16 protein-coding genes are annotated in these 14693 nt (G+C 50.8%); 10 read left to right on the top strand and 6 right to left on the bottom strand.

Annotated elements, in window-relative coordinates; genetic code table 11:
* Positions 1 to 526 precede the first annotated feature (526 nt).
* From ACHHZ7_RS12855 to ACHHZ7_RS12865, 3 genes are all read left to right on the top strand, one after another.
* Positions 527 to 1300: a transcriptional regulator gene (locus tag ACHHZ7_RS12855; RefSeq protein ID WP_060682983.1), complete on the top strand. Its 774-nt coding sequence runs from the start codon at positions 527 to 529 to the stop codon at positions 1298 to 1300.
* A complete protein-coding gene (locus ACHHZ7_RS12860) occupies positions 1297 to 1761 on the top strand; it encodes a hypothetical protein (RefSeq protein ID WP_032945411.1) in 465 nt (154 codons plus the stop codon). The genes ACHHZ7_RS12855 and ACHHZ7_RS12860 overlap by 4 nt, the downstream gene beginning before the upstream one ends.
* A 342-nt stretch (positions 1762 to 2103) precedes the next feature.
* A complete protein-coding gene (locus ACHHZ7_RS12865) occupies positions 2104 to 3600 on the top strand; it encodes a C69 family dipeptidase (RefSeq protein WP_060682984.1) in 1497 nt (498 codons plus the stop codon).
* A 36-nt stretch (positions 3601 to 3636) separates the two neighbouring features.
* Here the strand turns inward: ACHHZ7_RS12865 and ACHHZ7_RS12870 are convergent, their stop codons facing one another.
* On the bottom strand, positions 3637 to 4539 hold the full coding sequence (locus ACHHZ7_RS12870) for a LysR family transcriptional regulator (protein ID WP_395149118.1): 903 nt from the start codon (positions 4537 to 4539) through the stop codon (positions 3637 to 3639).
* Positions 4540 to 4643: 104 nt separating this feature from the next.
* Here ACHHZ7_RS12870 and ACHHZ7_RS12875 point away from each other — a divergent pair, with 104 nt between their 5' ends.
* Together ACHHZ7_RS12875 and ACHHZ7_RS12880 are read left to right on the top strand one after the other, a co-directional pair.
* A complete protein-coding gene (locus ACHHZ7_RS12875) occupies positions 4644 to 5651 on the top strand; it encodes a zinc-binding alcohol dehydrogenase family protein (RefSeq protein ID WP_060682985.1) in 1008 nt (335 codons plus the stop codon).
* Positions 5652 to 5667: 16 nt separating this feature from the next.
* The gene (locus ACHHZ7_RS12880; RefSeq protein ID WP_162623446.1) at positions 5668 to 5958 is read left to right on the top strand and encodes a putative quinol monooxygenase; all 291 of its coding nucleotides are present in this window, start codon (positions 5668 to 5670) and stop codon (positions 5956 to 5958) included.
* 39 nt (positions 5959 to 5997) lie between these two features.
* On the opposite strand, the gene ACHHZ7_RS12885 is transcribed toward ACHHZ7_RS12880, so the two are convergent.
* Positions 5998 to 6774: an SDR family NAD(P)-dependent oxidoreductase gene (locus ACHHZ7_RS12885; protein WP_060682986.1), complete on the bottom strand. Its 777-nt coding sequence runs from the start codon at positions 6772 to 6774 to the stop codon at positions 5998 to 6000.
* Between the two features lie 146 nt (positions 6775 to 6920).
* Here ACHHZ7_RS12885 and ACHHZ7_RS12890 point away from each other — a divergent pair, with 146 nt between their 5' ends.
* Positions 6921 to 7865 (top strand): LysR substrate-binding domain-containing protein, encoded by a 945-nt coding sequence (locus tag ACHHZ7_RS12890; RefSeq protein WP_060683765.1) that lies wholly within the window; start codon positions 6921 to 6923, stop codon positions 7863 to 7865.
* Positions 7866 to 7890: 25 nt separating this feature from the next.
* The gene (locus ACHHZ7_RS12895) at positions 7891 to 8793 is read left to right on the top strand and encodes a carboxylate/amino acid/amine transporter (protein ID WP_003827166.1); all 903 of its coding nucleotides are present in this window, start codon (positions 7891 to 7893) and stop codon (positions 8791 to 8793) included.
* Between the two features lie 28 nt (positions 8794 to 8821).
* Here ACHHZ7_RS12895 and nlpA read toward each other — a convergent pair whose 3' ends face one another.
* From nlpA to ACHHZ7_RS12910, 3 genes are all read right to left on the bottom strand, one after another.
* Positions 8822 to 9640, bottom strand: a complete 819-nt coding sequence (nlpA, locus tag ACHHZ7_RS12900) for a lipoprotein NlpA (RefSeq protein WP_008786507.1) — start codon at positions 9638 to 9640, stop codon at positions 8822 to 8824.
* Between the two features lie 123 nt (positions 9641 to 9763).
* The gene (locus ACHHZ7_RS12905) at positions 9764 to 10690 is read right to left on the bottom strand and encodes an Rpn family recombination-promoting nuclease/putative transposase (protein ID WP_060682987.1); all 927 of its coding nucleotides are present in this window, start codon (positions 10688 to 10690) and stop codon (positions 9764 to 9766) included.
* A gap of 225 nt (positions 10691 to 10915) precedes the next feature.
* Positions 10916 to 11332 carry a GNAT family N-acetyltransferase gene (locus tag ACHHZ7_RS12910; RefSeq protein ID WP_003827152.1) on the bottom strand — a complete coding sequence of 139 codons (417 nt, stop codon included), beginning with the start codon at positions 11330 to 11332 and terminating at the stop codon, positions 10916 to 10918.
* A 129-nt stretch (positions 11333 to 11461) separates the two neighbouring features.
* Here ACHHZ7_RS12910 and ACHHZ7_RS12915 point away from each other — a divergent pair, with 129 nt between their 5' ends.
* Positions 11462 to 11755: a YicS family protein gene (locus ACHHZ7_RS12915; protein ID WP_008786509.1), complete on the top strand. Its 294-nt coding sequence runs from the start codon at positions 11462 to 11464 to the stop codon at positions 11753 to 11755.
* Positions 11756 to 11792: 37 nt separating this feature from the next.
* On the opposite strand, the gene ACHHZ7_RS12920 is transcribed toward ACHHZ7_RS12915, so the two are convergent.
* Positions 11793 to 12740: a LacI family DNA-binding transcriptional regulator gene (locus ACHHZ7_RS12920; protein WP_032941556.1), complete on the bottom strand. Its 948-nt coding sequence runs from the start codon at positions 12738 to 12740 to the stop codon at positions 11793 to 11795.
* 292 nt (positions 12741 to 13032) lie between these two features.
* Here ACHHZ7_RS12920 and ACHHZ7_RS12925 point away from each other — a divergent pair, with 292 nt between their 5' ends.
* Entirely contained in the window at positions 13033 to 13347 is a 315-nt protein-coding gene (locus tag ACHHZ7_RS12925; protein ID WP_008786511.1) for a PTS sugar transporter subunit IIB, read from the top strand.
* Between the two features lie 12 nt (positions 13348 to 13359).
* Positions 13360 to 14691, top strand: coding sequence for a PTS cellobiose transporter subunit IIC (locus ACHHZ7_RS12930; protein WP_008786512.1), 1332 nt, complete (start codon positions 13360 to 13362; stop codon positions 14689 to 14691).
* The last annotated feature ends 2 nt before the right edge of the window (positions 14692 to 14693 follow it).

Genomic DNA, 14693 nt, shown 5'->3' on the forward strand with positions numbered 1-14693 from the left:
TGTCAATCCAACACGTAGTACGTTCCTTGTCAGCTAATAACAGTGGCGCTAATAAAATGTAATAAACTCCTGATGCACTAATATGTATGGTCTGTGAGTAATACGATTGCGCTAAGCTTATTTACGCTTTATCTCAGAATAACAACCTATGCATTAGGAATTTTATGCATAAATTCAGATTCCAGGATAAACAGTAAAAAAGCACTATTTGCTAAAAAATAACCTGCGTAAAAGTTACTTACTAATTACGTAATTCTGATAACTCAATCACCCTTGTCATGTTGTGGACAAATATAAAGATAATTCAGATAAAACTGTAATGAATTCTCATTATTTAACCTTAGTTAATTCTCACCTAAGAAATAAGATCGCTAACATATTGTATTTAAAGAGGTTTTAATGAATTGGTGAAATTCTTATCTTCGTTCATGAACAAAGAGTGAGGCGCATTTTCGATTTGGATGTAAAATTTAAAGGATGCGTTAGCACACGCTGTGATTCGTTTTGGTTACTGAGGGCTGGGCAATTGTACCTTATCAATCAGTTGGTCGAATTTAATCCTGATAGCAAAAGTCTGGTCAATCGTCATACCGGGCGAGCAATTCAGCTCCAGCTCCCTGCCTCGCTCTGTTTTCTCTATTTAATTACTCACGCAAGTGACATTGTTTCCCAGAACACGTTGATGACAATTGGTTGGGGTGAAAGAAATAATGTGACCACCACCAACACATTTTACCAGGCTATTCTGACGCTACGAAACGCGCTGGCGGACGTGGGGTTGCCTCGTGATACGGTGAAAACTATTTCCCGACGCGGGCTCAGATTAAATGAGAATACGCAAGTAGAGACAATAACGCTTCAACTGAGTGAAGTTTCCCCGCCGCCGGTTATTGAAGAAATCCCCCCCGCAAAGATAATTCCTTCGACACCACAACAAACGACGCAGATACCCTGGTTTGAGGTTTTATTTAGCGCCAGTGTCGTGATTGCCACGTTGATCATCTGGCTGGTGTGGTATCAAACGCGCCCTGTTATGCCGTTTAGTAAATTTGTCCAGGCTTCCATGCAGACGCCATCGCGGCAAAATTGCAAAATCTATTACTCACCAAATGAACACGACCAGCAAGGCTATTTCAATCTGATGCAGTTACATCCCTATCTCTGTGAAAACAACAAGCACGTGTTTCTTACCGGTTACAGCAAAGCGGAAAGGATCGTGGCATTTGTCTGTGATAAAGATGCACGGGTGGATGCTAACGCATTTTGTACTACTCATTATTACTGGATGCGCGGGCAATGAAAAAAACACGCCACCTTATAGTGCTCGTGGCCGGGCTGGTTACTGTGCTCGGTTCAGGCGGATGGTTATGGCATTCACGCTATGCCGACAAACCGCTGAATTGCATCGGTAACATTGAATGGAATATTGGCAGCAACCGCTTTACGGGTACGTTATCGTTTCGGATGTACAACAGTGAAGGCCTGGCCACTATTACCGGCAAACTGTACGGGCGTAATACCTCAGACATTAGCAGGAACATCTATTTTAACTACACCCAAAAGCGCGATGCCCGAGTGCTACAGGCGATGCAGGTCGTCAAAACCTTCGCTGACACCGCTGATGAAGCGGATATTAACGACACATTACCTGGATTTTACCGCCAAAGCGGACGAAGCCTGAGCCTGGTCATGGAGGAGTATAAAGGTGCATGGATTTTTGCCAGCTCCAATGTGCCCTCGCTGTATTGCCGCAAAAGGTAACGTCATATCCGGAAACAAAAAGCACGGCCCCTCAATGAAATTCACATTTGTCATCATTGACTTACGCGACATGGGTCACTGAATCCACACATAACCCATTGCTATTCTTCATCGCGAATCAGGAAACATCCTGAATATCATAATATCCGTTGCGTAATAATTAAGCGAAATGGGCGTTATATTTTGCCCAGAAGACTTCAACCTACGGATGGATATTTGGAGAAGACGTGGGCAGGGGCGTTTATCTCTCTCGCGAGCAATGTCTGAGCGTTCAGGCGTTATCGCATTTCAGGAAACGGTGTGTTTCCGGTGTATTTTTGGCGTACATATGAGGGATACGTAATGTTTACTTTTAAAAAGTGCCTGATTGCACTTTCTATAAATTTGGCCGTTGTTTCATCAGGTTTTGCTTGTACGACCCTGCTGGTCGGCAACGAAGCATCAGCGGACGGCTCCATGCTGGTCGCCCGTAGCGCAGACAGCGATGCTCTGAAAGCACAGCATTTTGTCATTCATCCGGCAAAGCAAAATCAGACCGGGGTATACAGCACCAAAGCACATAATGGTGCGAATGATTTTACCTGGCCACTGCCGAAAAACTCTCTGCGTTATACCACTGTCCCAAACTGGAAAACCCAACTGCACGGCGCGACCGGATTTAACGAGCTGGGTGTCGGTGTGAGCGGTACAGAATCCATTTTTGCCTCACCGAAAGCACTGGCCGCCGACCCGTACGTTGAGGATAAAGGGATCACCGAAGACGATATCCCGGATATTCTGCTGTCACAAAGTAAAACCGCACGTGAAGCTGTGGCGCTGTTGGGCCATATCGTTGAGACCGTCGGCGCAGGCGAAGGTTTTGGCGTTGCCGTCATCGACGATAACGAGATCTGGTACCTGGAAACCGGTAGCGGCCACCAGTGGATGGCGCAGCGTCTGCCGAATAACCAGTATTTTGCCACCGGTAATCAGGGCCGCTTACAGGATTACGATCCTAAAAATCCGGACATGATGGCGTCAAAAAACCTGATTCAATTTGCGACTGAAAAAGGACTGTACGATCCTGCGAAAGACGGTAAATTCAACTTCTCCAAAGCCTATACCCGTGATGACGAGCGTGACCGCACGTATAACGACCCTCGTGTATGGACCATCCAGAAAGAGTTCAATCCTTCCGTAAATCAGGATATGGCCAAAGGGCGCGAATTCCCGGTCTTCATGACGCCAGAGAAGAAAATGACGCTGGACGATGTGAAGGCCGTGTTGCGTAGTCACTATGAAGGGACCAGCCATGACCCGTACACCAACGGTCTGAACGGCAAAGAGCCATGGCGCCCGGTCAGCGTTTTCCGTACCTATGAAGCACACGTTATGCAGGTCCGTCCGTGGTTGCCAAAAGAGATTGGTGAAACGACCTACATTGGCCTGGGCATGGCTGACCTCACCGCCTTCGTTCCGTACTACAGCGGCCTGAAAGCGTATCCGGCTAACTACACGATGGGTACCGATAAAGCGGACGATCAGTCTATCTACTGGAAATATCGTAAATTACAAACGCTGACGATGACCGATTATCCGAAGCTCGCGCCAATCGTCAAAAAAGCCTACAAAGCGTGGGAAGACAAAGTGGCGAAGGAGCAAAAAGAGGTCGAAGCAGAGTATCTGAAGATGGCGAAAACCGATAAACCCGCCGCGGATAAGATGCTGAATGACTTCAACCTGCGCATCATGGCCGACGCCGAGAAGCTGACGGAAGATCTGACTAATCAGCTCTTTACCATCCGCACTAAAGACATTCAGTCTGATATTTTCTTTGCGAATGCAACGAAAAAAGACTGAGTAACGACGCGATAGTATTCTGGCGTAAAGCGCTTATTAGCTTTGCGCCAGCATTTCACACCGCGCCTTCACCGCCTCGTGCAGAAGGCGTACCGCGGTTGAAAGCTGCTTCCGATGCGGGCAAATCATATTCAGCGGGACTTTCTCTCCCTGATAATCCGGCATCAGCAGTTGTAATCGACCGTCACGCACATCCTCGCTGATATCCAGCCACGACTTGTACGCCACACCTTCTCCGGCAATCGCCAGGCGCCGGATCACTTCCGCATCGTCACTCATAATGGTGCCGTTAACCTGCACACTGCTGACCTCGCCGTTGCGCGTAAACGTCCAGCGATCGTGCAGGCGGCCGCGTAATACGAAAGTCATGGCGTTGAGCTGTGTTAAATCATCCAGTTTTTGCGGCGCGCCGTTTTGCTCAACCCATTCCGGTGATGCCACCAGCACGCGTCGGTTACCCGGTGCAACCGGCAGCGCAATGTAGGACGCGTCTTCGGTGTTGCCATAGCGAAACGCAACATCGACGGGGTCTTTAAAGACATCCGTTACCTGGTCGGAGAAAAAAATCCGCAGGCGCAGCGCGGGATAGCGGCGTCGAAACGACTGAAAGACCGGTAGCAGCAGGTTACGACCGAGATCGGAAGGCACGGCGATTTGCAGCGTGCCTGACACTTCATCTTCCGGGGTCTGAATTTTTTGCAGCCCGGCATGCATTACGTCCAGCATCTGGCGAGCATAGGGTAGCCAGACCTCGCCCTCCGGCGTCAGGCGCAGGCTGCGCGTAGAGCGGGCGAACAAGCGGATAGCCAACGTAGACTCCAGACGCTTGATAGCAGAACTGACCTGAGCAGGCTGAACGCCGACTTCGCGCGCGGCATCGCTAAAACTATTCAGCGCCGCGGCGCGGACAAACAACGTGAGATCTTCAAGCCGGAACATTTTCACTCCCCGAGTATAAGTCCTGTCGCCGTAGGGCTATTTTTCCCGTTCTGTTACCGGTTTACCATCAAATTATTCAACTGATTCCTGTGACCGGAGAGACCATGAAAGCCATCGCCATTACCCGCGCCGCGACCGACGGCAATAACATTGAATTTTTACAAGAGATTGACCTGCCCATGCCAGTTGCTACCGGGCACGATCTGCTGGTTGAAGTGAAAGCCATTTCCGTCAACCCCGTTGATACCAAGGTCCGCGAAGGTTTTAACGCTGATGTGCCGCGTGTGCTGGGCTGGGACGCCGTTGGCGTGGTGAAGTCCGTGGGCGAAGCCGTCACCCTGTTCGCACCCGGCGATGAAGTCTGGTACGCCGGAGCGCTCGGCCGCGCTGGCAGTAACAGTGAATTTCAGCTGGTTGATGAACGTATTACCGCGCTGAAGCCAAAAACACTGGATAATGCTTCTGCTGCGGCGCTGCCACTGACAGCTATCACCGCCTGGGAAATGCTGTTCGACCGTCTGGGCGTTGAGGAAAATGGCAATGAAGATGATGTGTTATTGATTGTTGGCGCGGCTGGCGGCGTCGGTTCTATTCTGACACAACTGGCCAGTAAGCTGACCAAAATGACCGTCATCGGTACCGCATCACGTCCGCAGAGCCAGAAATGGGTACGTGAAGCGGGCGCTCATCATGTGATTGACCACAGCAAGCCGTTGACGGAAGAGCTGGCACGGATAGGCATTAAAGAGGTGACGCACGTTGCCAGCCTGAACAATACCGAGCAGCACTATTCGCAAATTATTGCCGCACTGGCGCCGCAGGGCAAACTGGCGCTGATTGACGATCCTCAATCTCTCGATGCGCGCCCGCTGAAGGCCAAAAGCATTTCGCTGCACTGGGAGTTTATGTTTACCCGTTCGATGTTTACCACCCACGACATCATTGCGCAGCATCAGTTACTGACCCGCGTGGCGCAGCTGATCGACGACAGCACCCTCCGTACCACGCTGGGCGAACATTTTGGCGCGATTACCGCGGCAAATCTGCAAAAAGCCCACACGCAAATTGAAACCGGTCGCTCGGTCGGCAAGATTGTGCTGGAGGGGTTTTAACATGTCTGATTCTGACGTGATTTCAATTATTGCGGTACTGAAAGCCAAACCGGGGAAAATCGACGCACTGAAACAGGCGCTACAAGCTCTGCTGCTGCCCACGCGTCGGGAGCCGGGCAATATTGAATATGCCCTGTTCCAGTTACGCGACACGCCGGATGTGTTCTACGTGCGCGAATCCTGGCGCGGTCAGGCCGGTCTGGATGAGCATATCGCTCTGCCACATTTCCAGGCGTTCATTCTACAAATGAACGATCTGCTAGCCGAACCGCTACGGCTGGATTATCTGACGCCGATTGAGCCTTAATGTCTCGACGCGCCCCCGCAGCTATGCGGGGGATTTACATCAGCCATTGCGTCCGGCCATAACACCGCCATCCACATCCCAGATGGCGCCAGTTACCCATTGCGTTTTGTCTGACAACAGGAACGCGACGGATTCAGCCACATCACGCGGCGTACCAACCCGACCAATCGGATGGAAGCTGTCAAAGCTACTCATCACACCTTGTACGTCTTCTTTCGGGATAAATCCTTCATAGATAGGTGTATGCACGACTGCTGGCGAAACGGCATTGACGCGGATCCCATTCGCCCCCAGCTCGATGGCCAGATTTTTAGTTAATGCATGCAGGCCCGCTTTTGCCATTGAGTACGCTGAAGAAGGTGTTGCGCCAATTGCTTGTTGCGCCCACATCGAACCAATATTCACAATGGCACCCTGGATGTTAGCCGCCACCATATTACGCACGACATCGCGGGTGATAAAAAACGTCGCGCGGTTGAGACTCATGTACAGTTCATAATCTTCAACTTCATGATCAGTGAAAGGTTTTGGGAAGAAAACCCCAGCTGCATTTACTAACAGGTTGATGTCTTTGTGCTCAGCATTCACCGTTGCCATCACCTGCTTAACGCCCGCTTCTGACATCAGATCCGCCACAATGACAGAGACGTCACCCAGTTTCGCCAACGCCTGACGGGCCCGTTCCGCTTTCTCGGCACGATTGCCAACCAGCACCACTCGACCACCACCCTGGAGGATCAGTTTTGCGGTTTCAAATCCGATACCACTGGTACCGCCCACCACTAACAGTTTTTTGCCGACAAATAATGTGTTCATCGCTAGCCTCGTTTCAAGTATTCGTTAATGCGCTAACAATGCCACTCCCCTGAGGCGCTGACGAATGAGAAGAAATAGCGAAACGAGAAAGAAAATCTATCTCGATGGCATATACTGAAGATATTCACAAAACGGGAAATGACCTGATGCGCTCGCTTAATCGGCTTAAATGGTTACACGCTTTTGAGGCCACAGCCCGCCACGGCAGTTTTACTGGTGCGGCGCAGGAACTGGGGGTAACTCCGGCTGCCGTTGGGCAACTGGTTCGTGCGCTGGAAGACTGGGTTGGCCACCCGCTGCTGCATCGAACCCGTTCAGGTAAAGAGCGTCTCACGCTGGTCAGCGAAGCACAGGACGCGTTGCGCGAGATAACCCAGGGACTGGATAGTCTGGAATCTGGGCTGAACAAGTTACGTGGTCGGCGAGCGCGCTCGGTGGTGATTATCACGGCCTCTCAGGTACTGGTGATGAACTGGCTGATGAGCCGCCTCAATCGTTTCTCACAAGCGCATGAAAACATAGAATTACGCTTGAACGTGACGGAAAAGCTGATGGATGTTGCTTATGGCGAAGCGGATCTGGGCGTACGTTGCGGTAAAGGCGACTGGCCTGGGGTAAATAAAACCTGGCTGATGGATGAAGAAGCGGTTCTGGTTTGTAGCCCACGTATTGTGCCAGTAGATAAAATATCCTGTGGAGAATGGTTGGCCGCACAGAAGCTTATCCATGATGACACTCCCCACCCCGGTGCCAATTTCCCGGGCTGGAATGATGTCCTGACCGCCACCCAGGCACCTGCCGTTCGCGACAGTGGATTGCACATCAACTCTACCTCTGCAGTGATTCTGGCGGCGCTCAGCGGTCAAGGTGTCGCCATTGTGCGTAGGGCATTGGTGCAGCAGTTACTGACAGACGGACAACTGGTTCAGCTTCATCCCAACACCCGCTGGCCTCTGGCGTGGTCTTACTACATTGTTACGCCACAGCACGCGGTAATGCGTCCGGAGGTAAAAGTCTTTAATGACTGGCTGATTGCGGATGTGCTGGCAGAAATCGCAACCATCTCTGCTATGATGCCTGCACACAAATAAAACAAAACAACATGCCGAGGGAAAGATGAGTTCCACCAGAAGAGGGATGATGAACGTCCTGATTGCCGCCGTATTGTGGGGAAGTTCAGGCGTTTGCGCGCAATACATCATGGAGCAAAGCCAGATGTCGTCGCAGTTTCTGACCATGACGCGCCTGATTTTCGCCGGGCTCATTCTGCTGATGCTCTCTTTCGTTCACGGCGACAAAGTGTTCTCCATTATCAAAAACCGCAAAGACGCCATCAGCCTGCTGATTTTTTCCGTGGTTGGGGCGCTCACCGTACAGCTAACCTTTCTGCTGACTATTGAAAAATCCAACGCCGCCACCGCGACGGTGCTGCAATTTTTGTCACCGACCATAATCGTGGCGTGGTTTTCCGTGGTGCGCAAAGCACGACCGGGGATTTTAGTGCTGACTGCGATCTTCACATCGCTTATCGGCACCTTCTTGCTGGTCACCCACGGTAACCCGACGTCGCTGTCTATCTCACCTGCCGCGCTGTTCTGGGGAATTGCCTCGGCGTTTGCCGCCGCGTTCTACACCACCTACCCCTCAACGCTTATCGCGCGCTACGGCACGCTGCCAGTTGTCGGCTGGAGTATGTTAATCGGCGGGATGATCCTGCTGCCGTTTTATGCCGGACAGGGCACTAATTTCGTGGTGAATGGCAGTTTGATTCTGGCGTTTTTCTATCTGGTGGTCATCGGCACGTCGCTGACGTTTAGCCTGTACCTGAAAGGCGCGCAGATGATTGGTGGACCGAAAGCGAGCATTTTAAGCTGCGCGGAACCGTTGAGCAGCGCATTGCTGTCCCTGCTGCTGTTAGGTATTACCTTTACCCTGCCAGACTGGCTGGGCACGCTTTTGATCCTCTCTTCGGTAATACTTATCTCAATGGACTCACGTCGCCGCGCCAGAGCGGTTTAACACCAACCGGCGCGGCAAAAGGTCATGATTACCAGCCCGGAACCGCGCCACCGTTAAAGATAGTTTCTGCCGCCTTTGCCACTTCAGGTGACTGATAAGATTGCAGGAATTCTTTCACATTCTCGGCATCTTTATTGTCTTCTCGCGCCACCAGAATGTTCACATACGGTGAGTTTTTGTCTTCAATAAATACGCTGTCATGTACCGGGGAAAGCCCGGTTTGCTGGATGTAGGTGGTACTGATAATCGCCACATCCACTTTCTGATCGTCCAGCACACGCGGCAACTGCGCACCTTCCAGTTCCATAATTTTCAGATGCCGAGGATTATCAGTAATATCCAACGCTGTTGGCAGCAGGCCGGTATCCGCTTTCAGCGTAATTAACTTCTCTTTTTGCAGTAGCAACAGTGCCCGGCCCAGGTTGGTTGGATCGTTAGGTATTGCAATCGTTGCACCGTCTTTTAGTTCAGCGACAGTTTTGATTTTCTTCGAATAACCAGCCATCGGGAACACAAAGGTATTGCCCACCGCAACCAGCTTATAGTCGTGTGCTTTATTATCTTGTTCAAGGAACGGACGATGCTGGAAGACGTTGGCATCCAGCTCACCATGATTGGTGGCATCGTTGGGCAACAGAGAACCGCTAAAACCCACCAGTTCCACCTCCAGACCATATTTTTCTTTAGCGACTTTCTTCGCGACCTCCGCTACATCCTGCTCAGCACCGTTAATTACACCCACTTTTATATGCTTTGCATCGCTGCTCTGTTGATCGCATCCTGCCAGCAATAATCCCGCCAGTAATACCGCCGCCCCGGCCCCGAAATAAGGTATCTTCAGCTTCACGTTTTATCCTTTTGCAATAACCGCCTGATGAGTAATGAAATGACTATAGCGGGAAGGCCGCTGCGGTTTAAAAAACGAAAAAGCATCAGCAAGAAGAAAAAAGCATAATGGGGCTAAGATAAATTAGTCGGAAGATACCGTTAGTTCATCAATTGCAAGCCCGGTAATAATTAGCACCAGTTCACGATCGATCCCCTTCTCAAGCATGGCATGGGCTATCCGCAACGCTTCGTCTTTTTTGCCCTCGCGTTTGCCTTCGAGTTTGCCCTCTAGCAACCCTGTCCTTCGCCCCGACTCACGTAAGCATTCTGCAATCGTCATTAATCTCTCCTTATGCTGGGGAACGCGCAGGGCAACCTCTCGAATAAACGCCTCAAAACGCGGTGCGCTGCCAGACTGCACCAGGTAATTAAATAGCGTTTCTACCTGACTGTCATTAGCGTGTCCCTTAATCAACAGGGCAACCAGTTTATCGACCAGCACCATCAAATCGCGCTCGCGTATATGCTTCTGGACAAGTTCCAGTAGTGCCACTCGCCGGTGCTGCATAATCTCATCATCAGACACCACCGTGATATCGACCAGCGGGAAGGTCGCGCTATAAAGCTGCCGCGCAGTCTCTGGATCGTCAAACTCATCCAGCCAGCACAGCGAAAAAGGGTACGGGCTGGCAACGCCATGGTAAAAAAGTATCGGAACCACCAGCGGCAGCGTTTTGTGGCCAGCATCAAGGTGATTCTGCATCGCGGCAATGGCGTAACGCATCATTCGGAATGCCATATGAGCATCCGGTGAACTCTGGTGTTCAATCAACGCGTAGATATAGCCTTTACCAGTTCTCGTCTTTAGCGACCACAGAACATCGGAATAACTGGCACGCAGGTCTTCCTCAATAAAACTCCCTGGCTCCAGCTTCAGTGTGTTCAGATCGCAAAGTTCACGTAATGGTGCGGGAAGATAGCTATCAAGAAAATCCCGTGCCGTTTCTGGATGGCTTAAGAACTTTTTAAATACCGCATCATGCGGCGTAGAAGTTGTTGGTTTTTTCATGGCGGTCCGTCACCAGAAGAACAAGATGACGGAACCATACTCGCCAGTCGCACACACAACATCTGTGAACTTTTCTAGTTGCGAGGCGGCTTGGCGGATAAATACATGCTTTTGCAATGTATTCATTTTCAGGGAATAACGCTCGCAAAAATGCCCGGTAAGCGTGATCACCTCCGGGCAAGTACCTAAATCCTCTTTGGCGGCAGCATCCAGACCTTCCGGTCATCAAAACGTTTTCGACAAATAATGGCGCGCGGAACCGGTTTCCGGGAAGTTATCGAGGGTCATTTGCAGCTGATAACCGTTTTTCTGATAAAACGGCAGCGCCTGGAAACTCATGGTATCCACCAGCGCATGCAGGCATCCTCTCTCACGCGCCGTCTGTTCTGCGGCCTGCATCAATTTTGTGCCGTAACCACCTTTACGCAGCGAGTCATGCATCCACAGAAAATCAATGCACAGCCATTCGCCTTTGATTTTGCCGATCAGCCCACCCAGAATGTCATTGCGCTCATCGCGCCAGTACACCGCCAGGTCGCCAAAATTGGTGGTTCTCAGAAACTGCCGGTTGTAAGCGCGCAATCCGGCAAGCAGGGCATTTTGATCGTCTTCGGTAATCGTATCTGTAATCTGTATTTGCATCCTATCCTCCTGAAATAACTACAACTTCTGGCTGATTTATTTTTGACATTAACACAGGGTGATGAGTGAGTCGTATGCCGTCTACACTTACTCTTGAGATGATGCGCATAGACAACAAGGATTATTATCATGAAACGAGTCATTTTTCCGATTATTGCCGTCCTTTTCACGCTACCCGGTCTGGCACATGCCGACTCGGCTTATGGCAGTCTGCAGGCTGTACACGAAAAGAATACCGTTATGAAGGATTTACGTAAGATTTGCACCCCGCAAGGGTCGCCATCTGATGAGGTGTGGGAAAAAACGATTATGGCTGATACGCGTAATCAGCAGCACATCCGCGAAGCCATTCTGGCAATTCAAAGAAACAATCAAAACAACTACTGGGAAGCGCTTGGCAAAGTTGAATGCCCGGATTTATAGGCGTGAAGCGAAATAGCCCCACGCCAGAGGGAAAGCGTTAACGCTGAGGAATAATTAAGTCGCCGCGCAGCACGTACGACCCCAGCACGCTCTGGGTTTTCTCGTTGAGCCAACTGACGATCCGCGCCGCCATGGCGTCCATGGAATATTCAATCGCCGGGATCGTAGGGATTCCCGGCAGATGCAGCGAACCGGCCAGGCTAAAGACCATAATGTCTTGCGGTACTGATTTATTAAACGCCTGCAACTGCGGGATCACCCGCTGTGCCTGCTGTTCATCCGCCACCAGCAGCGCGTTAAAATTCAGCGTCGACGCGTTGTTCAGCAGCTCCTGCAAGGCCACTGACGATGACGTTGCAGCCATAAATACCAGGTTACGGTTAAACGGCAGGAAGTTTTTTTCCAGCGCGTGTTTATAGCCCAACAGCACCTGATCGGAGAAACCCATCCCGTCCGGATGAATTAAAGCAATCTGGCGTCGGTTCTGACTTATCAGGTAGTTACAGGCGGTTTCGGTAGCGAACTCATGATCGAACTGGATGCTGTTGACGTCATCGCCGGAATCCAGACAATCCACCAGAATGACATTCTCCTGATTGATGTTCAGCGGAAAACGCGCGCCAATAATCAGGACGTCATCGCACAAGCCGCAGCTTAATTCATCAAGAGCGCTCATGACTTCCGCTTTGGTATTGGCAAAACGCAGCAGCAGGTGCTTTTGATGCTGGCTAAGATGCTTTTCCAGCGCATAGAGATAACCCGTGGTCTGATTAATGTTGTCCTGCGCGCATATCACGCCGATACAGCCCGTAGACTGGCTGAGTAGCGACTGCGCAATCACGTTCGGACGATAATTGAGTTCATCCACCGCTTTCAACACGGCGAGGCGGCTGGCCTCTTTTACGCCACGCGATCCGCTCAACACGCGTGACACAGTGGCTTTTGACACGCCAGCCAAACGCGATACATCGTTGATAGTAGACATCATTCTCCCCTGACAGGACCCGCCTGGCCCTTTCCATCCTGAATGTAACATTGGCTCAAATAATCACCATCCGCAGTATAGCTGTTTCCGTTTTTCATGGAAACCGATTTTCCATTTGGACTCAAAAAGAGATCTTCACAGCTAATTTCGTGAGCTAAATCCAAATAATTAGCCTTATAAGAATAAGATCTTGATGGCCGTCACAGTTCTGTTTTCCATGAATGGAAACCGGTTTCCGTATGATATCAAATCAGACTCGCAATAAGTTTTTACATTTAAAGGATGGTTCACTATGTTCAGGATTATGTTGTGTTGTTCGGCAGGGATGTCCACCAGCTTGCTGGTTCGCAAAATGGTTGAAGAGGCAGAGTCTCGCGGATTGCCTGTGAAGATTGAGGCCTACGGTGTTTCCGAATTTGACATTCAGTTTCCAAATTACCAGGTGGTGCTACTCGGCCCCCAGGTAAAGTACATGCTTAATACGCTCTCCGAAAAGGCTGCCACCCAGGGTATACCCGTAAAAGCCATAGATATGATGGATTACGGTATGCAACGCGGTGACAAAGTGCTGGATTATGCTCTGTCGCTGATTGAAGCGACACACTAGAAAGGTGTCATTATGAGTTCGTTATATCAGTCAATGGTTGCCGTCATTGAACAATCCATCACCCCGCTCGCTGGCAAGTTAGGGCAGCAGAAGTATGTGATTGCAATTCGTGACGGTTTTACGGCGGCGCTGCCGTTTATGATCATCGGCTCCTTCATGCTGGTGTTTATTTTTCCGCCGTTCTCTGCCGATACTACCAACAGCTTTGCCCGGGGCTGGCTCGATTTCTCGGCAACTTATCGTGAACAGCTGATGCTGCCGTTTAACCTCAGCATGGGTGTTATGACGTTCTTTATCTCCGTGGGCATTGGTGCCAGCCTGGGCCGTCAGTTTAACCTCGATCCGGTGATGTCTGGCCTGCTGGCCTTTATGGCGTTTTTACTGGTTGCTGCGCCCTATGCCGACGGTAAAATCTCGACGCAGTATCTTTCCGGTCAGGGTATCTTTACCGCCCTCATCACCGCCATTTACTCCACCCGTATATATGCATGGCTGAAGCAGAATAACGTGACAATCCGCCTGCCGAAGGAAGTCCCGACCGGCGTCGCGCGTTCATTCGAGATCCTCATTCCGGTACTGGTGGTGATTGCGACCCTGCATCCGCTGAACCTGTTTATCGAAGCACAAACCGGGATGATCATCCCGCAGGCGATTATGCACCTGCTGGAGCCGCTGGTTTCCGCTTCTGACTCACTGCCCGCTATTCTGCTTTCTGTGCTGTTGTGCCAGATTTTCTGGTTTGCCGGCATTCACGGCTCATTGATCGTAACCGGCATCATGAACCCATTCTGGATGGCGAACCTGTCCGCTAACCAGGCCGCTCTGGCAGCGGGCGCTGCGCTGCCCCATGTCTATCTGCAAGGTTTCTGGGATCACTACCTGCTGATTGGCGGCGTCGGTTCAACTTTACCGCTGGCATTCCTGCTGCTGCGCAGTCGCGTCGCCCATCTGCGTACTATCGGCAAAATGGGAATTGTGCCTAGTTTCTTTAATATCAATGAGCCTATTCTGTTTGGTGCGCCAATCATCATGAACCCGATGTTGTTCATCCCGTTTGTCTGCGTCCCGCTGGTTAACGCCGTGCTGGCCTATAGCGCCACTAAACTTGGCTGGCTGGCACAGGTTGTTTCACTGACGCCGTGGACTACGCCTGCGCCAATCGGTGCTTCCTGGGCCGCAAACTGGGCATTAAGTCCGGTGGTGATGTGCTTTATCTGTATGGCGATGTCAGCGCTGATGTACCTTCCATTCCTGCGTGCTTACGAACGTTCTTTGCTGAAAACCGAAGAGCAAAAAGCACAGGATGCCGTCTCCGTGGCGAACGCTGCCCGTAGCAACTCATAATG

Origin of the sequence: Citrobacter freundii complex sp. 2024EL-00216 (assembly GCF_043945515.1) — a bacterium.
Taxonomy (GTDB): Bacteria; Pseudomonadota; Gammaproteobacteria; order Enterobacterales; family Enterobacteriaceae; genus Citrobacter; species Citrobacter portucalensis.